Source organism: Runella sp. (genome assembly GCF_965279615.1).
Classification (GTDB): domain Bacteria; phylum Bacteroidota; class Bacteroidia; order Cytophagales; family Spirosomataceae; genus Runella.
In genome coordinates, this window is record NZ_OZ257252.1 from 2,477,596 (window position 1) to 2,499,723 (window position 22,128).

The 22,128-nt window shown below is 44.1% G+C and carries 15 protein-coding genes; 5 read left to right on the forward strand and 10 right to left on the reverse strand.

Going from position 1 to position 22,128, the window contains the following annotated elements; genetic code table 11:
* Window positions 1-44: 44 nt before the first annotated feature.
* The 4 genes from ACQY73_RS10860 to ACQY73_RS10875 form a co-directional block, all read right to left on the reverse strand.
* Window positions 45-2,888, reverse strand: coding sequence for a S8 family serine peptidase (locus tag ACQY73_RS10860; RefSeq protein WP_428665408.1), 2,844 nt, complete (start codon window positions 2,886-2,888; stop codon window positions 45-47).
* Between the two features lie 138 nt (window positions 2,889-3,026).
* Window positions 3,027-4,097: a mandelate racemase/muconate lactonizing enzyme family protein gene (locus ACQY73_RS10865; RefSeq protein WP_428665411.1), complete on the reverse strand. Its 1,071-nt coding sequence runs from the start codon at window positions 4,095-4,097 to the stop codon at window positions 3,027-3,029.
* Window positions 4,098-4,140: 43 nt separating this feature from the next.
* Window positions 4,141-5,211: a DUF1611 domain-containing protein gene (locus ACQY73_RS10870; RefSeq protein ID WP_428665414.1), complete on the reverse strand. Its 1,071-nt coding sequence runs from the start codon at window positions 5,209-5,211 to the stop codon at window positions 4,141-4,143.
* A gap of 156 nt (window positions 5,212-5,367) precedes the next feature.
* Window positions 5,368-7,896 (reverse strand): serine hydrolase, encoded by a 2,529-nt coding sequence (locus ACQY73_RS10875; protein ID WP_428665417.1) that lies wholly within the window; start codon window positions 7,894-7,896, stop codon window positions 5,368-5,370.
* A gap of 186 nt (window positions 7,897-8,082) precedes the next feature.
* Here ACQY73_RS10875 and ACQY73_RS10880 point away from each other — a divergent pair, with 186 nt between their 5' ends.
* The 3 genes from ACQY73_RS10880 to ACQY73_RS10890 all read left to right on the forward strand — a co-directional run bounded on the left by ACQY73_RS10880 (window position 8,083) and on the right by ACQY73_RS10890 (window position 13,145).
* Complete coding sequence (locus ACQY73_RS10880) at window positions 8,083-8,538, forward strand: Lrp/AsnC family transcriptional regulator (RefSeq protein WP_428665419.1); 456 nt, start codon at window positions 8,083-8,085, stop codon at window positions 8,536-8,538.
* A 221-nt stretch (window positions 8,539-8,759) separates the two neighbouring features.
* Window positions 8,760-11,795: an amidohydrolase family protein gene (locus tag ACQY73_RS10885; RefSeq protein WP_428665421.1), complete on the forward strand. Its 3,036-nt coding sequence runs from the start codon at window positions 8,760-8,762 to the stop codon at window positions 11,793-11,795.
* A 48-nt stretch (window positions 11,796-11,843) separates the two neighbouring features.
* The gene (locus ACQY73_RS10890) at window positions 11,844-13,145 is read left to right on the forward strand and encodes an amidohydrolase family protein (protein ID WP_428665424.1); all 1,302 of its coding nucleotides are present in this window, start codon (window positions 11,844-11,846) and stop codon (window positions 13,143-13,145) included.
* Between the two features lie 152 nt (window positions 13,146-13,297).
* Here the strand turns inward: ACQY73_RS10890 and ACQY73_RS10895 are convergent, their stop codons facing one another.
* The 4 genes from ACQY73_RS10895 to ACQY73_RS10910 form a co-directional block, all read right to left on the reverse strand.
* Window positions 13,298-14,059 (reverse strand): DUF4412 domain-containing protein, encoded by a 762-nt coding sequence (locus tag ACQY73_RS10895; RefSeq protein WP_428665426.1) that lies wholly within the window; start codon window positions 14,057-14,059, stop codon window positions 13,298-13,300.
* A 184-nt stretch (window positions 14,060-14,243) separates the two neighbouring features.
* A complete protein-coding gene (locus tag ACQY73_RS10900) occupies window positions 14,244-15,128 on the reverse strand; it encodes an NAD(P)H-binding protein (RefSeq protein ID WP_428665429.1) in 885 nt (294 codons plus the stop codon).
* Between the two features lie 76 nt (window positions 15,129-15,204).
* Complete coding sequence (locus ACQY73_RS10905) at window positions 15,205-15,792, reverse strand: TetR/AcrR family transcriptional regulator (protein ID WP_428665431.1); 588 nt, start codon at window positions 15,790-15,792, stop codon at window positions 15,205-15,207.
* 141 nt (window positions 15,793-15,933) lie between these two features.
* On the reverse strand, window positions 15,934-17,364 hold the full coding sequence (locus ACQY73_RS10910) for a circularly permuted type 2 ATP-grasp protein (RefSeq protein WP_428665434.1): 1,431 nt from the start codon (window positions 17,362-17,364) through the stop codon (window positions 15,934-15,936).
* A gap of 233 nt (window positions 17,365-17,597) precedes the next feature.
* Between ACQY73_RS10910 and ACQY73_RS10915 the strand changes: the two genes are divergently transcribed.
* Entirely contained in the window at window positions 17,598-19,136 is a 1,539-nt protein-coding gene (locus ACQY73_RS10915) for a DUF5723 family protein (RefSeq protein WP_428665436.1), read from the forward strand.
* Window positions 19,108-19,908, forward strand: a complete 801-nt coding sequence (locus tag ACQY73_RS10920) for an enoyl-CoA hydratase/isomerase family protein (protein WP_428665438.1) — start codon at window positions 19,108-19,110, stop codon at window positions 19,906-19,908. Before ACQY73_RS10915 ends, ACQY73_RS10920 begins: the two co-directional genes overlap by 29 nt.
* A gap of 4 nt (window positions 19,909-19,912) precedes the next feature.
* Here the strand turns inward: ACQY73_RS10920 and ACQY73_RS10925 are convergent, their stop codons facing one another.
* Window positions 19,913-20,842 (reverse strand): endonuclease/exonuclease/phosphatase family protein, encoded by a 930-nt coding sequence (locus ACQY73_RS10925; RefSeq protein WP_428665441.1) that lies wholly within the window; start codon window positions 20,840-20,842, stop codon window positions 19,913-19,915.
* Window positions 20,827-22,089: a replication-associated recombination protein A gene (locus ACQY73_RS10930; protein ID WP_428665443.1), complete on the reverse strand. Its 1,263-nt coding sequence runs from the start codon at window positions 22,087-22,089 to the stop codon at window positions 20,827-20,829. Before ACQY73_RS10930 ends, ACQY73_RS10925 begins: the two co-directional genes overlap by 16 nt.
* Between the last annotated feature and the right edge of the window lie 39 nt (window positions 22,090-22,128).

Here is a 22,128-nt window from a genome sequence, read left to right on the forward strand (position 1 = left end):
GGTCTCCAAAGCTAAAAACTGCCCTAAAACTACTAAGTCCGGTACTAATTATTACAACCGATTCCCGTTTGTGCGGTAAAAACACTGTTGCCGTTTACGTTAAAGCCTGGATTCAGCAAAATCGTATTGTTTGCCCTATAATCGATTTTGGCCGGTGTTTCTATTTTATTGGAGGCATTGATCGTGGTTCCGTTAAAGGTTTGTACCGAATTGGCATAAATTTTATCCGTAATAACAATTTGCGAAAGCGGCGATTGAAAAGCCAACGTATTAGAAGTGATGGGCTCACACGCTCCCCAATCTCTAAGGCAAATGGCCGAATAATTAATGGGTGATGTCGGCGTAACAACCAACGCCTGATCATTTTTACCGCTCGACCATACAATGCTGTTGCCTGTACAGCCCACGGCCAACAGTAAGTAGGTGCCGGTAGTACAGAGTGTAATGGGGCCGGTCAGTGGCGGTGTATTACCAATGATGACAACTGACGTTGAGGGCTCGTTCGAATCAAAGACCTCGTATTGATTTTCGGCGTTTTTAGTGACAGCAATTGTCTGTTTTTTCAACAGACTTTTGAATTTACTGTCGTTGGATAAACTATAAGAAATAGGAAATGCAAAGACTTGTGGAATAGGTGTTACCGTCAATATCGCAGGCGTTCGTTGGCTCGGACAAAGTCCATCACACCTTGCCTGTATGTAATAGGTATGGTCACCCACTGCATTTGTGGGAGCTAAATACTCTCCCCCCGTACTTAAGAGATTTCCTCCCGAAACTGCATCCCACCAAGTGATGGTCGGTGCTTGGTTTAAGCTGTTTGTGGTAATGGTTATTGAAAAGTTTTTGACACATAAAGGGTCTAAAAAACTGTTATCTTCGGGTAAAAGCGTCCAACCGCCAAATGGCACCTCATTTATAAAAGCAGAAAATGATTGATTGGGAGCAAATGTGCCGGAAGCAGGAAGCGCGTTTTGGGGTATTGGAGCGGCATTTTCTTCAAAAACGGTAGTAACAATTCCTGAAGAAGTTGCCCCGCTTCCATAGGTGTCTTCTGCAATCAACGTAATGATCGTACCGGAAGGAGATTTTAAACGAAAAGACACTTCTTCATTGAATGGCCTGGCACCGCCATCGGCCAAATCACAGGAATTTTCATCACCCTGATCCTTCTTTTCCCACGTGATCGACACTTTTATGGACGTTATTAACCCTCCCAACCCCTGCACATTGACGGTTGGATCAGCACCGCTTTTATCAAGGCCATCATAGCCCACCGTTGGTCCATCGTATGTAAAGGTAGTAGGTCCGGCATAATTGCAGTTCGCTGCTGTGGCTTTCATCCCGTTTCCTATTGTCAACGGAGTACAATAAGGCACTTCTTTGTTAAGTACACTTGGAGAAGGCGTCGTAAGCGTATTGAAAGCTACTTTTGTAATTGCCGAGGTGAGTGTACAACTCCCTTTTGAGATCATTACCTGATAGTTGCCTTCGGTATTTGCCACCAAAGAGCTTGTTGCGACGTTTATATCCTGCCCGTTTTTCAGCCATTTATAACTTAGGCCGTCATCCGAATTGGCTGATAAAGTAACCGATTCGCCCTGACAAATATAGGTGGAACCGCCGGCAGTAATGGTAGCCGCCAATAAATTCCCACTTGGGCAGGAAACCGCCTTCAATAAATTAATTCTTCCCACCCCTAAAAGACCCGTTTGGGTGGGATTGGCCGAGTCAATATTATCCGCTGTATTTTTCAAAATACCTTCGAGTTGCGCAGGAGTAAGTGAAGGCAAACATGACCAAATATATCCTAAGGCGCTGGCTACAAGCGGCGTTGCCATAGAAGTTCCGCTAAAAGTGGCGTAATCATTAAATGGGACTGTGCTTAAAATACCACGCCCGGGAGCCGAAATATCCACCCAAGTACCATACGTAGAAAACGAGCTTCTTTTATCGTCAGTATCAAGGCTTGCCACAGCGATCACATTTCGGTAAGCTGCCGGAAAACTTTCGATGTTATTATTATCATTGCCGGCGGCCGCTACTATTACAATACCCTTTGAGTAAGCATAGTCGATCACTTCCTGTTCAGCCTGCGAATAGCCAATTCCTCCCCAGGATAAGCTGATGATCTGAGCGCCATTATCTGCGGCCCACATTATCCCTTCAAAACCATAATAAATCCCCAGAGGATTGCCTGCGTCGGGCGTTGCTTTTACGGGTAAGATCTTAATTCGGTTGTTGGCGGCCGCAGCTATTCCTATCGAATTATCAGTAACAGCACTGACAATACCCGCAACATGCGTGCCATGACTGAAGTCAGTAGTGTGTGGATTGGGATTATTATCATTGTCGCCCAAATCGCGGCCCGGGAGCATATTGGCCTGTAGATCCGTATGATTTGTCTGAAATGCATTGTCTACAATTCCAACCACAATGGTTGCACTGCCCGCATTCACATCCCAAGCCTCAAACGCTTTTATTTTATTCAATGACCACTGTGAACCAACATTTGGGTCATTGGGAGTAGCAATGATTTTTCTGAAAGGCACTTTCTCAACATAGGCTACCTCCGAGTTTTGTTTTAATGCGTTGAGCAAAGCATCTATTTTTTCCGGCTTTTTTAAGGTTAGCCGATAAACTTTCTGAAGATTTTCCGAGCCGGCCGTAAAGAAAGCTCTATTCGTTTTTGCTACAATAAAATCATTGGCAAACGCTGTTAAAAAAGGCAGATCTGTTGAGAAATTCACCGCTTTCGATAAAACACCCGTCGGTTTTTTTCTCACTTTTAAATAAATTTCTCCATCAATAAAATCCTTATGGATAGTCTGCGCTAACGAAGCACAGGAGATAAAAATACTGAAAAGAAGCAGCAATAGGCGCAGATTCATAGTATACTGATTTTGGAGAATAGTATAGATAACATTCCATGATCATAACACATAGCATAGAATGCAGCATCCATTTCGACAAAGCGAAAATAGCAAAAAATTAAGCGATTTGTCTTTTCTCCAATTTTACCTGAACGCTTACTGCACTTTTCTGAGTCCTAAACCGGGTTTTCCATTTAATCTCATGTACCCATTTTCCAAAATAAATCCGCCACTTACCACATCTTCGGCCAAATCAAAGCTGCCATCCAGATCAAGGTAACGGGTTGTAGGGCAGGCGAATGCGGCGTGCAAAGCCGCAGTAATGCTCACGATACTTTCATCATTACATCCCCAAAAAAGGCTAATGCAAGCGTGTTGGGCAATATTGGCGATCTCCAACGCACTTGCTATTCCACCACATTTCATCAGTTTAATATTGAAAATGCCGAAAGGCTGCGGCTGTTGCGCAAAAAGCAATGCAGAATAAGCGTCTTTGAGCGATTCGTCAGCCGTTAAAAACATCCGTTCTTTTTCATCCAATACAAATAATTCTTTTTCTTTTCCAACGGGTAACGGCTGTTCAATTAAGTCTAAACCAACAGCAGATGTACCTTTTAAGAATCGCTGCAAATCGCTCAGCGCATAACCTTGATTGGCATCGACTCTGATCTTCAGTTTATTTCGATAACGTTCAGACAGTTTCAATACTCGCTCAATGTCTTGCTCAACGTCTTCTCCCGTTTTTACTTTCAATACTTTAAAACCAAGTCTATGATATTCTTCCGCTTCTTTCAGTGTTTCTTCCACCGACATAATGCCAATAGTGACGGATGTAGGAAGTTGGGTCATTTTCCGGCCGTAAAATTCTACCACAGGAACTCCCAAAAACTGCCCAAAAGCATCGTGTAGCGCAATATCAAGCACGGCCTGCGTACCGGGCAAATGCGAAAATTGTGTTTTTATTTCATCGATCAGTTGTCGAAAATGTCGAATATCTCTTCCAATGAGGCTTTCAAAAACAGCAGATCGGCAGTTGCTTAATGTTTGCGCACAGGTTTCTCCCACTACTTCTTCCGCCGGACTTGCCGCGCCCAAGCCTATTATTCCATTTTCCAATTCTATTTCCAAAAACACATTTTCTGCTTCCGAAAAAGTATAGCCGGCAATGCTGTAAGGCTTGCTCAACGCCAAATTTTTGAGGTAAGAACGAATGAACTTAATTTTCATAACTATGTGGTACGGACGGCCCGTCCGTCAACTAAAAACATCATTACCTATTAATAGTGTGACCGGTAAAATCAGCCAACCTTCTTAAAGTCGGCATTAATTCCCCAACCCCTTCCTCCAACGGCAACAACACAGGGATTTGAAGCTTTTCGACATAGTATTTTTGATACTCAAAAGCCTCCGATTCGGCACATTCTTCCGTGTTCAAGGCCAACGCAATTACTTCTGAGCCAAATTTTTCAATAATTTCGACTTCCGATTCTACACTGGGAATCTTGCCCCAATGCGGTTCATTGTCAAAATAGCTGCGCTTGGGAGAGTGTACCAAAATGACATTTTTGGCATTGCCCGAAATCAGAAATTCCAAGCCACACGGCCCGCTGGGATTACGAAGCGAAGACTGCCCTTCGATTAAAATCACATCTGCATTCGTTTCTTTCCAACACGATACAATAGCATGTTCCACTTCTCCCGACACAAAATCATTGAGCGTTGAATCAACCACAAATCCATACTCCCCCCCCTGCAACCAACCCGTTTGCCCGGTATAGATCATCCGGGCATTGATCCCTTCAGCCTCGCAAGCCTGACGAACCATACGTGCTGTAGTACGCTTTCCTAATGCGCAATCCATACCAAGCACCGCAATAATTGGGGCAGTTACTTCATAGATTTCGCCCGTCCAGAAGTGTAAGTCTTTTCTCGATTTAGGCTTCCGAACATCTATCAGTTGTACGTTATTTTCATTTGCCAATGCCACGATCTCCGGTTTTTCATTGAGGTATTCATGCAGGCCATTGACAATTGAAATACGATAACGAATGGCGGATTGGATAATATCCAACATATCCTTGGGTAAAACACCGCCTGTCGTTGCTACGCCAATGATCAAATAATCAATCTGTTGCAGAGTAGTAACCGCGTTTTGCAATGAATCAAAAATCGGAATATTTCTAACTTTCCCATCCAATACTTCACCTGCATCACGCCCTGCTGTCGGCGGGTCTATCACGCCCACGATGTCGTAACGCTCTGTACCACGAATCAGCCCATGAGCTGTTTTGGCATCATTGGTTGTGAGCAAACCGTTGGTTAAAATAATTGCCTTATTCATATTCTTACTTCATTCACCGCTTAAGTACCTGTATGCATTTAATTTAACTATCACGCAAAGTTGCAGAGGTGCAAAGAGGTTAAGTATCATTTATTTAAATCTTTGCCGCAGCAGCAGACCGCCACTCTGCGGCTTTGCGTGAATAATTGTGTCGTATTACTTCCTTTTAATGAACATTCCCGGAAATGCACCCGTTGCTTTTTGAGATTGATACACGAGTTCGCCATTGACCCACACTTTTTCAATACCCGACGAAAGCGCCGTGGAATTTTGAATGTTGGCGTTGTCTTTTACGGTCTCGGGATCAAATAATACGAGATCAGCATAATACCCCGGTTGAACAATTCCCCGGTCTGTAATACCCAAGTGCTCGGCCGTAAGACCTGTCATTTTATGGATAGCCGTTTCCAACGACATTGTTTTTTGATCACGAACGTAGGTACTCAATACCCGCGTAAAAGCTCCATGCCCGCGCGGGTGGCCACGCCATCCGCCGTCGGAACAAATATTCGTCTGTGACCAAGTCAAAAAATTGGCTACATCGGGTTCATCCATTGATTTGCCCATGATCGCTTCAATACTACCCTTATAATTAGGGTTTTTCTCTTCAAATTCAGACGCTTGTGCAATCAAACTCATCAACGTTTGCGATGGTTTTTCCTGCCTCATTTTTGCAATCTCAGAAAGTGTCTTTCCTGCATAAGCGGCATTGGGCGCAAACTGAACCACGACCGATTTCTCAGGATCACATAATTGAGTCACTGCCAACTCAGCACTTTTCGGATTGGTATAATCGCGATTGGGAAAAAGTACCCGCAAGGTAGAATTCCAGAAATCATAAGGATAAGCATCGGCAGTAATGTTAACACCTTCAGTACGAGCTTTTTGAAGTTTCGCCAACAACGCCGACGATTGTCCCCATTGGTCACGTTTAGCTATTTTAATGTGCGAGATCTGAACGGGCATTTTAGTGTGCTGCCCTATTTCGATGATCTCATCAATGGCTTCATCAAGGTTAATATCTTCGCTTCGAATGTGGCTCATATAACGTCCACCCGACGCTGCCGCTACTTTGGCCAACTCAAGTACTTCGTCTCGATTGGAAAAAAAAGCCGATTCGTATTCCAAACCCGTCGCTAAACCCAATGAGCCTTTTTTCATTTCGTCGTTCAGCATACTTTTCATTTTTTCCACTTCTTCGGGTTTTGCAGTACGGTATAAACTTTTGGCACCCATTGCTTTAGCCCGTAGTGTCGAATGCCCCGTGTAGGTAGCCACGTTGATGGCAACGGGTCGCTTTTTGAAGAATTGCTGAATCGTATCCATTGGGATACTGCCGCCATCCTGCCCGATCACGATCGTGGTAATTCCCTGACTCACCGCCGCACTCGCATCCGGATGTTCTTCCAAGCCGCCAAAATGATGACTATGGCTATCAATAAAGCCGGGAGCAAGCGTCAGCCCTTTTCCGTCTGTAGCGGTTTCGTTAGCAAAAGGAGTAAGGTTTCCGACCTCCCAAATCCTGTTATTTTTCAGCCGCACAACCGTTTGTCGGCCGACAGCGCCAGTACCATCAATAAGTCTGATATTGGTAATGATCTCTGTTTTAGGAAGTTTGGGCATTTTCCCTGCCAAAATATCTTTCACGATGCCCCGAGCTGTGAAATCCGTAGAATTCGTAAGGACAATGATTGTTTGTTTTTTGTCTACATTCCGTACGATCTCGTTCAAAAAACCCACCCAGCCTCCTGTGTGTGACAGCACTTTTCCACCTTCGCCAATTCCCCAGCCAAACCCATAGTCATGCGTTTTGCCATCATTGAGTTTTACGGGTGTAATGCCTTCCTGCCACGTTTTGGCGCTGACCAATTTTTGCGTATAAAGTGCCTGATCCCATTTCAACAAATCCTCTACCGAAGAATACACATTCCCATCACCAATTACCCCATCCAAGCGTACCAGATCATTGAGAATATTTTGGCCGTTTTTGCGCTCGTATCCGTACACACGATTGGCAGGAGATTGTTTCATACGCAGGCAATAAATATAGGTATCATTCATACCTAACGGGCTCGTGATCTGCTGTTTAAAGAAATTCTCAATGGGCATTCCGGCCGCTTTTTCAATCACCGAGGCCAAAAGCACGTAGCCGGTATTACAATATTGCCATTTTTCTCCTACTTCAAATTCAACTTTCGGCTTGTGGGTTTTCAACAATTGAATCAACTTATCATTGTTGAGCGTATCCAAGGTATTACAGTATTTCAGGGCCAGATCAAAATACTCAGGCAAACCGCTTGTATGGGTGAGTAAATGACGGACCGTGATTTTTTCATAGGGAAAATCGGGCAGATGTTGTTGGACTTTATCGTCAAATTGCAGCTTTCCTTTTTCTTTCAACATCATGACCATCATCCCCATAAATTGCTTGGATATTGAAGCCAAGTTAAATGCCGATGTTGTTTTGAGCGGCTCTTGAGTAGACAGATTCGCAATTCCTAACGCTTTTTTATAAACAACTTTGCCATTTTCCGCCACTAAAACGGCTCCGCTGAAAGAAGCACGTTGGTGCAAAATCGTCAATGCCGAATCCAGTGTTTTCAGTTGTGAAGGTTTGTATTGAGCGTATGAACTAACACCGCTCAACAGCAGGTAAAGGCACAAAAACAATAATTGCTTTTTCATAGGATTGAGGTTCAAAACGTCAGCAAAAACGTCGGCGAGGCTTGAAGCCTGGCCGACGTTAACATTCACGAAAATAGTATTTTATTCTTTAATTTTCTTATTTTATAGTTATGAAAAACAATAATTCTAAAAAATTAAGCATAATTTGCTTTTGCATCTATCAAACTTCTAACCCAAAAGCAAATTATGCTGGACGAAACCGACATTCATATCTTGGTAAAATTGCAACAAAACGCCAAACTGACCATTAAAGAATTGGCGGAAGCACTTCACCTGACTACCTCGCCTGTTTTTGAGCGCATCAAGCGATTGGAAAAAGAAGGATTTATCAATGGATATGTAGCTCTAATCAATCCTGAAAAAGCAGGGCGCGGACAAGTCGTGTTCTGTAATGTTTCCATGCCTGTTTATACTACCGAAAACATCGAAGAGTTCGAGAAGATCGTCCGGCAAATGCCTCAGGTAATGGAGTGTTATCATCTGGCAGGTGTGGTTGATTATCAATTAAAAGTACTCGTTAAAGACATCAAAGAATACGACGGTTTCCTGAAAAAATTCGCTGAAATTCCCGTTGTAAAAGTGCACAGCAGCGTAGTGGTCTTACACGATGTAAAATACTCGACGGAAGTGCCTTTGGAGTAATTTGCCGCTTTCTTTGCCCAGATAGAAGAGCAAACAAGCAACGCCGGGCTTTTTCGGATTTTAAATCCGAAAGCAGACTGAATCGGGATTTAAAATCCCGATTAGCCATTCTACTAGCCACTTTGCAGCAAAAAATTGTACTTTTTCCTTCCTTCCTTTTTTTCAACACTTTTCCAAAGTAGTTTTGGAAACAGTATCCTAATCTAAATCCGTATTACTTCATGAAAAAACTCATTACACTTCTCATCACACTTTCCGTATTTTCATCAGCGTGGGCGCAAACGCCTACTTTTCCGCGCAACGGCGTCTATGATGAACGCCCCGAAATGTATGCTTTCACCAATGCAACCATCTACGTAGATGCACGCACGGTAGTCGAAAATGCTACTTTGCTCATCAAAAACGGTATTATTGTTGGCGTTGGCAAAGACATTCAGATTCCAAACGGTGCGGTAGTTGCCGACCTCAAAGGCCGCCGTATCTATCCTGCCCTGATCGACATGGAATCTGATTATGGCATGCCCGAAATCAAACGCGCTCAAGGCGGCGGACGGGGCGCACCTCAACAAATTGAATCGAACAAAAAAGGAGCTTACGGCTGGAATCAGGCGCTTAATTCGGAAACAGAAGCAGGAAAATTGTTTGCGGTAAACAACGCCAAAGCCGACGAACTCCGCAAACTGGGTTTTGGAACCGTACTCACTCACCACCACGACGGTATTGTACGTGGAACAGGTGCCTTGGTAACACTCGCCACCGAAAGTGAAAACAGCGTGATTGTTCGCAGTCCTGTTTCTTCCCATTTATCCTTTAGCAAAGGTTCTTCTACTCAACAATACCCCAACTCTCCCATGGGGGCAATGGCGTTGTTGCGCCAAACGTATTACGATGCCGAATGGTACAAAAACGCAGGCAAAAACGTTGAATATAACATTTCGATGGATGCCTTCAATGGCCTCAGCAACTTACCTACCATCTTTGAAGCTACCGACAAATGGAGCTTGCTTCGCGCCGATAAATTGGGGGATGAGTTCAAGACACAATACATTTTTCGTGGCAACGGCGATGAGTATCAGCGCATTGACGAAATAAAAGCCGCCGGAGGCTCCATCATTGTACCAATCAATTTTCCGGCAGCTTTCGACGTAGAAGACGTTTGGGACGCCGACAATGTGAGTTTGGCCGAAATGAAACACTGGGAAATGGCTCCCGCTAACGCCGCGGCGTTGGAAAAAGCGGGTGTCAATTTTGCCTTAACGTCTGCTTTACTCAAAACCAAAACTGAATTTTGGGCCAATCTCCGCAAAGCCATTGAATACGGCTTGTCAGAAACCAAAGCCTTAGAAGCCCTTACAACCGTTCCCGCGCAGTTGCTTCAATGCAGCGATAAAGTGGGAAGTCTTAAAACAGGTTCCTGGGCTAATTTTATTATTACTTCCGGCAGTTTGTTCAGCGTTGATAACATCATTTACGAAAACTGGATCAGAGGTAAAAAATACAGCATCAATAACCTAAATCAAGCCGATATACGCGGCACCTATAGCCTCAACCTGGATGCTGAAAAGGGAAAACTTATCATCTCCGGAAAGCCTGATAAGCCTGAATATCAGATAGTATTAAGCGATACGGTAAAGATCACGCCGAAAGTAACGTACCTCAATGACGTTATTTCGCTCAATTTCCAACCCGACAAAAAAGCGCCCAACGCCACTACTCGCCTGACGGGTTATCGCGAAGGCACAGGATTTAAAGGAAGCGGTGAAACTGCCAAGGGAGTCGCTGTTAAATGGAATGCAATGTTGCAGGAGCCAATGAAAATAGCGGAAGCACGCCGCGATACGGCACAAAAACCCGTTCCTAATGTGGGCAAACCTTTGTTTCCTTTTGTAGGTTTCGGCAACACCGAAAAACTGAAATCACAAACATTATTGATCAAAAATGCCACCGTTTGGACAAGCGATGACGCAGGAATGTTGCCAAACAGCGACGTGTTAGTTGAAAACGGTAAAATTTCCCGCATCGGCAAAAACTTATCCGCTCCCAACGCCAAGGTTATTGACGGAACAGGTAAACACCTTACGCCGGGCATCATTGATGAACACTCACACATTGCGTTGTTTTCTATTAACGAAGGCGGTCAATCCAGTTCGGCAGAGGTACGCATGAGCGATGTGATCAATCCCGATGATATCAACATTTATCGTCAATTGGCCGGTGGCGTCACTATGTCACAGTTATTGCACGGCTCGGCCAATTCCATCGGCGGGCAATCGGCAGTAGTGAAGTTGAAGTGGGGTGGCAATATCTCTGAAATGCTTTTACCCGAAGCGCAATTCATCAAGTTTGCCTTGGGAGAAAACGTTAAACAGGCCAACAGCGCCAATCCTACCGCGCGTTATCCACAGACTCGTATGGGCGTAGAGCAGGTTTTTATGGACCATTTTACCCGCGCCCGTGAGTATGACCGCGCTTGGGATTCCTATAATTCAATGAAGAATAAGATCGGCATTCCTATGCCTCGTCGTGATATTGAATTGGAAGCATTGGCTGAAATTCTAAATGGAAAGCGTTTCATTACGTGTCACTCGTATGTGCAGTCCGAAATTAATATGTTGTTGAAAGTTGCTGATTCATTGGGTTTTAAGATCAACACATTTACCCACATTCTGGAAGGCTATAAAGTAGCCGACAAAATGAAAAAACACGGCGCAGCGGGTTCGTCTTTTGCCGACTGGTGGGCTTACAAAATGGAAGTAAAAGATGCTATTCCTTACAATGCCGCCATTTTGACCAAAGTAGGCGTATTGACCAGCATCAACTCCGACGATGCCGAAATGGCTCGTCGTCTGAATCAGGAAGCGGCCAAAGCCGTAGAATACGGCGGCATTGCCGAAACCGAAGCCCTCAAAATGGTGACCATCAATCCCGCAAAAATCATGCACTTGGACAAACGTACGGGAAGCATTAAGGCAGGAAAAGACGCAGATTTGGTATTGTGGAACAACCATCCGCTTTCTATCTACGCTCGTCCTGACTATACCATTGTAGAAGGTACGATCTATTATTCAACCGAAGGCGATGACAAACGCCGCGACGAAGTAGAGAAAGAACGTGCCCGTTTGGTTCAGAAAATGATCTCAGCCAAAACCGGGGGCGCTACTGCCATCCGTCCGCCGTTCCGTCGTCAGCGTATGTGGCATTGTGAAGACGTGGAAGGTGTCATGGCCGAAGGCGAAGAACAAAGCGAGCAGAAGTAGACCGCTTTTGCAGAAAATAACAAACTCAATTTTTCATAATCAAGCAACATGAAAAAATTAACGATATTTCTCAGTCTTATATCAACGGCACTTTGGGCGCAAAACCCCGCACCGGCCAAACCTCAAACCAAGCCCATTGCGCTGGTGGGAGCCACTGTTCATGTAGGAAACGGCACCGTGATCGATAAAGGAGTGGTTGTGTTCACCAAAGGTATTCTTACCGCCGTTGGGGATGCCGCTACCACCTTTGATCGTAACCAAACAGAAGTGATTGACGTTACGGGCAAACATCTTTATCCGGGACTTATCGCTATGGGTGCCACTACCGGTTTGGTGGAAATCAGTTCGGTGCGCGCCACTGCCGATAATTCGGAAATAGGCGCTCTTAATCCCAACGTGCGGGCATTGGTTGCTTATAATACTGACTCTGAAGTCATTCCGACATTGCGCAATAATGGCTTGCTGCTTACTCAGGCCACGCCGCAAGGCGGCACTATTTCGGGTTCATCATCGGTAATGGAACTTGACGGATGGAATTGGGAAGATGCCGTTTTGAAAAAAGACGACGGCATTTGGCTAACTTGGCCGCCATTCTTTGCCCGTGAATTTAATTTTGAAGATTTCTCGGTCAGCCTTCAAAAAAACAGTCGTCGTCAGGAGGTTATCAACAGTCTTACCCAATTATTTTCCGATGCGCTTGGGTACAGCCAAATCAAAAATCCAAGCATAACTAACCTTAAATTGGAAGCATTGCGGGGGCTTTTCAGCGGTACACAAAATTTATACATCCGTGCCGACAACAGCAAAGACATCATCGAAGCCGTGAAATTTGCCAAACAACAGGGAGTAAAAAAGCCGGTAATCATCGGCGCCGAAGATGTATTGCGCGTAGTTGATTTTCTGAAAGAGAACAATGTTCCGGTTGTTTTGGGTGAAACGCACCGTCTTCCCAACCGGCAGGATGAACCGGTATATCAGCCGTACCAGTTACCATCTCTTTTACAAAAAGCAGGTGTAACAGTAGCGTTAAGCTACGGTGAGGCCTATTGGCGCACGCGCAACTTGCCATTCGTGGCAGGAACTGCGGCGGGTTTTGGTAACCTTGACCGCGAAGAGGCGTTAAAAATGATCACCTCCACTCCTGCCAAAATTCTGGGCATTGACAAACAGGTTGGAACGTTGGAGAAAGGCAAGATGGCCACACTCGTGGTTTGCAAAGGAGACATTCTGGATATGCGCTCCAATGGCATTGAGCAGGCATTTATCAGAGGTCGTAAAACAAGCCTTGACGATCGCCACAAGCGTCAATACCAAAAGTATACTGACAAATACGAAATCGGAACTAAATAGTGAAGATTAAAATAGACTTGCCAAGTTTTTAAACCGGGGACGCCCAGTCGGGGGCGCCCAGTCTTGGCAAGTCTTCCATAAAATTTCCATCAATAAAAAAGGCCTTTCTGCGCAGAAAGGCCTTTTTTATTGATAAAATTACGGAATTTTCATTATTGTTTCTTGCCATCTCCGTATTGTTTCATCATCTCCTGCATGGCTTTACTTCGCTCGGCAGGAGACATATTTTTTATTTTTTCAGGATCAAAAGAAACGCCTTTCTTGTAGTCTGATGGAATGCTGAATATCGAAGCAGCAACAGGTTTGGTATCGTATTTTACCAATTCCATCGTCATTCCTCCTTCGGGGTTTTTCAATTGGGTTTTAACCACAAACCCTTCGGCGCCTGCTTTTTTCAGTTCATTGTACATTTGGTCATTGCCGCCGCTCATGCTTGATTTCCAATATCCCATCATTCCTTCATACCCTGCAATGTCTTTGGTTGTCCACATATCCATAGGTCGATTGCTCATTGTTACTATGATATGAGTACAATTTAGGTTTTGCAGTTTCTCTTTGCCTACCACTTTCACCGTCACTTTACCCAAATCAGCGTTTTTCGACGCTGAATTTGTATTCACTTCGGTATATGTTTTGGAAGCTTCATTCAACATGACCATTGTATTGGGTTTATCAGGAAGCATCAGCATCACTTGCTTATGAGACATTCCCTGCATCGCAAGATTGGTTTCCATGCGTACTTTCCCGGCAGCAAACTGCATTTTACTGGTTGAAACATTACTTTGTCCGTTTCCTGACATGGTCATTTTGTATTCTATTGTTCCTTGTTGAGCCTGAACAGCAATGGCACCCAATAAGGCAACCGTTATTATCAGTAATCGCTTCATGGCATTGGTTTTTAAGAAAGTAGACATTTTATTTTATGGTTCCGGTTGTTAAAAAAGATATAGAACGCAGATCTTTATGATTTTGTATGTTAAAGGTAGGCTGCGGTCTTATTTTAACAAATTACCTACCGTCTCAAGGAGAAAGCCCAAATACAAAACATCCCGTCGAAATTAATGTATCTCGACGGGATGTTTCAACAATGTATACCGTTTATGCTTTAAAAGCTACGGCAAATTCATTTTTGGCAAAATCTTCCAATGTTGTTGGTGTAGTATTTTCTGCACTACGCTCATATCCTTTAAGGTATTCACCTGAATTCAAACCCGAAAAAAGTTCGTTATAGCCATCAGCAATGGTTTCGGCAAGTCCTGCGCCAATCATCCCTGCCCGCGCATCGGCCACCGAAAATTCAATATATTGAAACGACTGTCCAACGGCTTCGCTCAACACTGCCGTTGCTTCGGGCATAGTATAGTCGGCTGCGCCGGCCACAAATTCTACCGAATGTCCGCTGAAATCAAGTGCTAAAAGGTGTTTAATAGCTGCTGCCGCAATGTCTCTTGTGTGAACCAGCGGCATTTTTAAGTCGGCGCGGAGGGCATACCCCTGAATACCTGCGGCTTTGATAAGACCGATATTTGCGTAGAAATTTTCCATAAAATAAGCCGCCCGTAAATTGAGCACGTTCAATCCTTCGACGGTTTTCAATCCCTGCTCCAGTTCATACAAGCCGCTCACCGGACCGGCCCCGTTTGGCATATGAGCACCCATTGAACTTAGCACCACGGCATATTTCACACCTGAATCCTGTAATGCCTCTACAAAGTTTTGAGTGATTTCACGCTGATAGGCTCGCCAATCGGTTACATCCCATTTTGGTGGGATCATCAAATAAACTGCCTCAGCACCCTTAAATGTGTCTTTTACAAATGCGGCATCTTCCAATACACCTATGGCTAACTGCGCTCCTTTTTCGGCGAGTTTGGCGCCTTTGGCCGCGTCGCGAACAACGGCTTTTACTTCTTTGCCTGCGGCAAGCAATGCTTCAACGATTGCGTGACCTGTGTTTCCTGTGGCTCCGGTAATTACGTACATGATCTGTTGGATTTAATAGAGTTATAAATAAATTTAAAAACATACATACCAGTTGGTATGTAATTGAGCAAAAAAATCAGGCTTTAAGGCCTTCGGTAAATTGTTTTAATTGAGCAACAACCATTTCAAAAATCGCGCGGCTCTGCATTGCTTTAGATACACTGAACCCACCTTCAATGGTTGATAAGTAAAAGAAAGCTACCTGCGTTGGGTTAAAATCAAGTCGAAACTCTCCTGATAATTGGGCTTTTTTCAAGCCTGTTTCGATCTGCTGATGCATTTGGTTGGTGATTCGATAAAGTCGTTTTCGAAATCCTTCATCCAAAGGCGGCATTTCCTGCGTGAGGTTCGTTAATGGACAGCCAAGCTTGATTTGTTCATCAGTTTTGGCAAAACTGCGGTAATTATCCAAGGTTTCGAACAAAACTGCTCCAAAATTTTTGTCTGTTGCCTCAAACGATTTCCAAATTTTAAGGTACTGTGGAGCGATCAATTCATCTAATATGGCGTATCCTAAGTCAAACTTATTAGGAAAATAATGGTACAGCGCACCTTTGGTAATGCCCATCTCGGCTACCACCTTATCGGCACGAACTCCCTGAAAACCGTTTCGGTGAATGGCTTCAAAGTTTTTTTGTAATATTTCGGTACGTGTATCTGTCATGACGGCACAAAGGTAAACATACTAATTAGTATGTCAAGGTTTTTTTATTATATTTTTCAAAAAAATAAGCCTTTCTCTAAAGAAAGGCTTATCAAAACAAACAGGAATCTTATAATCAATAAGTTATAAATTTATAGCTTATCAATAAGTTACCCAAGTATCTTTGCCGCCACCGCCTTGCGACGAATTAACAACCAACGAACCTTTACGCAACGCCACGCGTGTAAGTCCGCCCGGAATTACGTTGATACCGTCACCGTAGAGAATGTATGGGCGCAAATCTACGTGACGACCTTCGGCGTGATCGTCGACAATACACGGTACACGCGAAAGTGAGATCACGGGCTGTGCGATATAATTGCGCGGATTTTCCTGAATTTTTTTACGGAAAATCTCATGCTCTTCTTTGGTAGCTTTAGGTCCGATCAACATCCCGTATCCTCCTGCTTCGTTGGCTTCTTTGATCACCAGATTTTCAACGTTTTCAAGTACGTATTTCAAATCATCGTCTTCGCGGCAGATATATGTCTGAACGTTAGGAATAATTGCTTCCTGATCCAAATAGTATTTAATGATCCGCGGCACGTATGCATAAATTACCTTATCATCGGCAACGCCCGTTCCCGGAGCGTTGGCAAGGGCTACGCGGCCTTTCTTATACACATCAAATATTCCCGGAATACCAATAAGCGAATGTGGATTAAACGCTTGTGGGTCCAAAAACGTATCATCCAAACGACGATAAATTACATCCACGATCTCAAAACCGCGCGTGGTTCGCATTTTCACATATCCTCCGGAAACTACCAAGTCGCGGGCATCAACAAGCTCAACACCCATTTGCTGTGCCAAATAAGAATGTTCAAAATAAGCCGAATTATAAATTCCCGGCGTCAATACTACAATATTTGGATTAGGGCGATCAGCAATGAATTTAAGCATTTCAAACAAACGCGCCGGATAATCCGACACCGGTCGCACGCCGGTACGGGCCAATACTTCGGGGAAGATCTGCTTAGATAATTCACGATTTTCCAGCATGTACGATACTCCCGACGGGCAACGAAGATTATCTTCCAACACCATGAATGTTCCGTCATCGCCCCGGATCAAGTCCGTTCCGGTAATGTGGCACCAAATTCCTTTGGGAGGTTTCAGCCCTTTACACGCTTCCAAATAGCACTTTGACGTTTCGATCAGATCTCTGGGTACTATTCCATCGTCAAGAATTTTCTGGTCGTTGTAAATATCGTCAATAAACATATTCAGGGCTGTAATGCGCTGAATAAGCCCTTTTTCCAACCGATTCCAGTCCTCGCCTGCTACTACCCTCGGAATAATATCAAGTGGCATGATACGCTCGGTGCCTTCTCCTTCAGAATAAACATTGAATGTGATCCCCATTGACATCAACGCTCTTTCGGCGGTATGCTGACGGTTCATCAACTCGGTCTGCGTCAATTGTTCTACGCGTTGTTTAAATGTTTCACATCCCGGGCGGATTTTGCCGTCCGGTGAAAACATTTCATCATAAAACTTTTCGGTGTCATAATTTTTAAAAGAGAATTGCATAATGGCGAAAAAGTAGGTGAGTTATTTGTTTTGCCGAACAAGATATGGACAAATTAAGGATTTAGCCAAATTTTCTACCTCAATTTATCACACCACTTTCACATTTCTTAAATTGTATGATTATATCGTACTTTGCATCACCTTTTTACGTTTCTTGAATGGGAGTTCCGTGTTTTCCAACCGATACTTTTATTCTCCCTTTTTAATACAGACTAACACTTTACTCTTTTGGGATGACACGTCGACTTTTGGTCATTGTTATTGTAATGCTCAGCTGTGTTTCCGGCCATACACAACACTGGCTTGGGTTATCGTCAAGCAATTATGCCGGTACCAATGCCCTTTTTCTTAATCCTGCCCACGCAGCCGACTCCCGAAATAAACTGTATATAAATCTTATTGGAAACGATTTCTATTTGATCAACAATTATCTCCGATACGATGCTCCTTATTCTTTTCTTAGGTTAATTACCAACAGCGTTCCTCAAAAATACCGCAGTGAGCGAGGTCTGATCGTTTGGAGAGAGAATTACTACGCCGAACGCCTCAATGGCAAACAAAAGCATTTTCATACGGGAGGCGATGTACGCGGTCCTTCATTATTATATTCTTTCAAAAACAATCGTTTTGCCATTGCGCTTACTTCCAGAGGTCGCTATTCACTCAGTATGACGGACGTTTCTGAAGAAACCGCTAGGGTTATCCGGTATGGAACAAATTTAGTGGACTTACAACGTAAAAATTTTACTGATCAAACCGCTAAGTTGTCTACCAACGGTTTTGTGGAAATGGGCGCAACGTTTGGTGCGGTTTTGGCCGATTATGAAGAAGATTTTTTTAAAATAGGAATTACAGTTAAGCGCTTGGTGGGCGTATACAATGTTCATGCTGACATGAAAGCTGCTGATTACAGGATTGAGGTTGAAAGCCTCAACCCCGAAAAAGAATTTATCGCTGCCACAAGATTACAGGCCACCTATGGTTACACAACCGACGAAGCTTTCAGTAACCTCAGCCTTAATCCAAAATTTTTATTTGGAAAAAATTCTGCCGGCGGTGGTTGGGGATTTGACCTGGGTGCGGTCTATGAATACCGGCCGGATGTCCAAAAGCTCAAAATCGGTGGCCCTAAAGGAGGACGCCATCATGATCCCAACAAAAACAAATATAAATACCGTATCTCCGCCGCACTGACAGATATTGGAGCCATTCGTTACAAAAATTTAAATTATGTAAGGGAAATAGATATAGATCAAACGGCACAATTCTCTTATAATAATTTTAACAGTTTGCCCGGAACCGGGGCAGCCATCAATGCCGTTAACAAAAGTCTCTTCGTTCAACCGGCCGATAATCCACGGGGATGGACCACAGGACTGCCTACATCATTCAACGCGAGTTTTGATTACCACCATAAAAATAACTGGTACATCAATGCACTTTGGGTACAGGGACTGAGAGGTCAAAACTACCTTAATGTAAAACCACAATCTGTTTTGGCCGTCACTCCTCGCTACGAAACCAAATGGTTTGAATTTGCAACTCCTTTAGCAATGGCTGACAATTACCGAGTCTTTACCGTAGGAGTAGCTATGCGCGCAGGTCCTATTATTGTTGGTACAGATAACTTAGGTGGACTCATAGACATTGGTAAACCCCAAGGTTTGGACTTGTATTTTGCATTATACGCGCCTTTTTTCCACCGCAAGCCCGATGATCCTAACAAATGCTGGTATCAACCCTATGAAAGGTCGTCTCGTCGTAAACGATAATTGGCTTATGGAACCTTATGTCACCGCCGAATTTACTCCTGAAGGCATTTCGACAATTACTTTTTTTCATCCTTCCCAAAATGCCATGCCCGGATTTTTGCTACGGCAGTTATCCCAAACCATTGAGGAAACAGGCGAAAACCCCGCCACAAAAGTTATTATACTGCAAAGTGGCGGCGACCGCACGTTTTGTGCCGGTGCGAGTTTTGACGAATTAGCCGCCATTCAAAACAAAGATGAAGGACTTACTTTTTTCTCAGGCTTTGCCAACGTTATCAATGCCTGTCGAAAAAGCCCGGCCATTATTGTGGGCAGAGTTCAGGGAAAAGCCGTGGGTGGTGGTGTAGGATTGGCGGCGGCCGTCGATTACTGTTTTGCCACTCAACATGCCGCCATTCGGTTGAGTGAATTGCTGATCGGAATCGGTCCTTTTGTGGTTGGCCCTGCCATTGAACGCAAAATCGGTATCTCAGCTTTTTCGCAGCTTACCCTCAATGCTTCCACAATTTACTCTGCCGCTTGGGCACACGAGAAAGGTTTATACGCCGAAGTTTTTGAAACAACTGCTGCAATGGATGCCGCCATTTCGACATTGGCGAAATCACTGGCAGGTTACAATCCCGAAGCCTTACAGCAATTAAAAAAAGTATTTTGGGAAGGCACCGACCATTGGGAAACGCTACTGGCCGAGCGTGCAGCTATAAGCGGCAGGTTGGTATTATCGGATTTTACGCGCGCGGCCATCAGGCAGATGAAAGAAAAGAAAGGCTAAATTGCTATCGAAATCGCAAATGGATCAGCAATGGATAATGGTCTGATTTGTTATATTTTCCCGTTCTAAACGCTACCGTTTCCAATTGATCATTGATTAAACAGTGGTCAATCGGGATCAGCATGAGTGGCATCCAGGACGGCCAACTGGGGTTCAGTCCAAATCCTTTACGGCTATTGATCAATCCTGAGGCTGAAATAAATTGGCGGTATATAACCGACCAAGGCGTAATGTTCAGGTCTCCCACCACAATTGTCGGATTAGGCTCTTTCTTCACTAATGCCGCAATGTGCCTCAATTGCTGATTTCGGATAATAAAATCAGTTTCTTTGATCGGATTGTAGGCATGACACGCAATGATCGTCACGGGTTTATCCTGCACAACGGTTGAAAATTTGATTAACCCTTTTATGGCAAATGTCGCAGCAGAATCTACCACAATTGGCGTTTGGCTACCCACAAACACCTCAGTATCATTTTTAGCTACTACAAAAAAAGTATAAGGATATTCTTTGGTAAATGTCTTTTTCAAATGCGCAATGAGCGCAGGAGTAGCTTCATTGATGGAGAAAAAATCAGGGTTTTCTTCCCGAATCTGTTGCGTGACCAACGAAAAATCGTGGTTTTTGTAAAGTACATTGGCATGATACAACGTAATATCAGCCTTGTCCGGAGAATTGGCCTGTGAAGTCCTGATCCATTCCAACCCCAACCAACCATTGAATAAGAAAATTCCTAAACTCACTACCGCCAATAGCCATTGCCTGCGATAAAGCTGCCAAAGCAGTAAAGCCAAACTCAGCAAACAGTATTGAACTCTGAAACTGGCGAAATGGTCAAACCAACGACTATATTCTCCCAAAAAGCCAATCAACGACGCAAACAATACCGCCCAAGAAGCAAAATTTAACCATTGCTTTAGTATTCGTACCATTCGCCCCACCATTTTTGCAATTGTTTACGGATCTCATTTTCACGGGCATTCTGGCCGGGTTGATACAAAACAGTGCCTTTCAGTTCATCAGGCATAAAGTTCTGAGCCACAAAATTTCCCTGAAAATCATGCGAGTATTTGTAGTTTTTACCGTACCCTATTTCTTTCATTAGCTTCGTAGGCGCATTGCGTAAGTGAAGCGGTACGGGCAAATGCGCCGTTTTTTCCGCCAATGCCAACGCTTCGTCAATGGCCAAATAACTTGCATTGCTTTTGGGAGAAGTGGCCAAATACACCGCAACCTGCGACATTACAATCCTGCATTCAGGGTAGCCGATCGCTTTTACCGCCTGCAAACAGGCATTGGCCATGATAACCGCCGTGGGGTTGGCATTGCCGATGTCTTCCGAAGCCAGAATTAACATACGTCGCGCAATAAATTCGGGATCTTCTCCTGCTTTGATCATTCGTGCCATCCAATAAATAGCGGCATTGGGGTCGCTTCCTCTCAAGGATTTAATGAATGCCGAGATAATGTCATAATGTTGCTCCCCCGACTTATCATACCGCGCCAGGTTTTGCTGCGCTACTTCCGTCACCATCTCGTCAGTAATAACAATAGGAGATTCATTAAAATGAGCGTTGACAACCAGTTCCAATAAATTCAACAATTTGCGTCCATCTCCTCCCGACAATCGCAACAAGGCATCATATGACTCAAATTGAATGTTTTTCGTTTTCAATTCTACGTCTTTTTCCACTGCCTGATGCAACATGGTTGTCAGTTCTTCTTTTCCTAAGCCTTCCAGAATATAGACTTGACAACGTGACAACAACGCCGAATTGATTTCAAAAGAAGGATTCTCGGTCGTGGCTCCGATAAGGGTGATCTGTCCTTTTTCCACCGCCCCAAGCAATGCATCCTGTTGGCTTTTGTTATATCGGTGAATTTCGTCAATAAACACAATCGGAGAAAAAAGCCCCGACGGGCGCGCCAACACGTCACGTAACTCTTTAACGCCTGAACTTATCGCACTCAAGCTGTAAAATGTCCGTTTGGTCGATTCTGCAATGAGGAGCGCCAAAGTGGTTTTCCCTACTCCCGGCGGCCCCCATAAGATCATGGAAGGAACCAGATTATTTTGAATAGCCCGCCGCAAGGCACCATTGGGGCCCAACAATTTTTGTTGACCGATAAAATCATTCAGCGTGCGTGGGCGCATGCGTTCGGGCAATGGAGCAGACATATATCTTTTGTTTAAGCCGAAATCACTCGGAGCCGTTAA

Excerpts from the sequence above, each read along its gene's own strand:
- ACQY73_RS10925 (WP_428665441.1), bottom strand. The coding sequence starts at position 20,842 with ATGGTACGAATACTAAAGCAATGGTTAAATTTTGCTTCTTGGGCGGTA.
- ACQY73_RS10905 (WP_428665431.1), bottom strand. The coding sequence starts at position 15,792 with ATGACAGATACACGTACCGAAATATTACAAAAAAACTTTGAAGCCATT.
- ACQY73_RS10880 (WP_428665419.1), top strand. The coding sequence starts at position 8,083 with ATGCTGGACGAAACCGACATTCATATCTTGGTAAAATTGCAACAAAAC.
- ACQY73_RS10895 (WP_428665426.1), bottom strand. The coding sequence starts at position 14,059 with ATGTCTACTTTCTTAAAAACCAATGCCATGAAGCGATTACTGATAATA.
- ACQY73_RS10900 (WP_428665429.1), bottom strand. The coding sequence starts at position 15,128 with ATGTACGTAATTACCGGAGCCACAGGAAACACAGGTCACGCAATCGTT.
- ACQY73_RS10865 (WP_428665411.1), bottom strand. The coding sequence starts at position 4,097 with ATGAAAATTAAGTTCATTCGTTCTTACCTCAAAAATTTGGCGTTGAGC.
- ACQY73_RS10885 (WP_428665421.1), top strand. The coding sequence starts at position 8,760 with ATGAAAAAACTCATTACACTTCTCATCACACTTTCCGTATTTTCATCA.
- ACQY73_RS10890 (WP_428665424.1), top strand. The coding sequence starts at position 11,844 with ATGAAAAAATTAACGATATTTCTCAGTCTTATATCAACGGCACTTTGG.
- ACQY73_RS10870 (WP_428665414.1), bottom strand. The coding sequence starts at position 5,211 with ATGAATAAGGCAATTATTTTAACCAACGGTTTGCTCACAACCAATGAT.
- ACQY73_RS10915 (WP_428665436.1), top strand. The coding sequence starts at position 17,598 with ATGACACGTCGACTTTTGGTCATTGTTATTGTAATGCTCAGCTGTGTT.
- ACQY73_RS10920 (WP_428665438.1), top strand. The coding sequence starts at position 19,108 with ATGAAAGGTCGTCTCGTCGTAAACGATAATTGGCTTATGGAACCTTAT.
- ACQY73_RS10910 (WP_428665434.1), bottom strand. The coding sequence starts at position 17,364 with ATGCAATTCTCTTTTAAAAATTATGACACCGAAAAGTTTTATGATGAA.
- ACQY73_RS10860 (WP_428665408.1), bottom strand. The coding sequence starts at position 2,888 with ATGAATCTGCGCCTATTGCTGCTTCTTTTCAGTATTTTTATCTCCTGT.
- ACQY73_RS10875 (WP_428665417.1), bottom strand. The coding sequence starts at position 7,896 with ATGAAAAAGCAATTATTGTTTTTGTGCCTTTACCTGCTGTTGAGCGGT.
- ACQY73_RS10930 (WP_428665443.1), bottom strand. The coding sequence starts at position 22,089 with ATGTCTGCTCCATTGCCCGAACGCATGCGCCCACGCACGCTGAATGAT.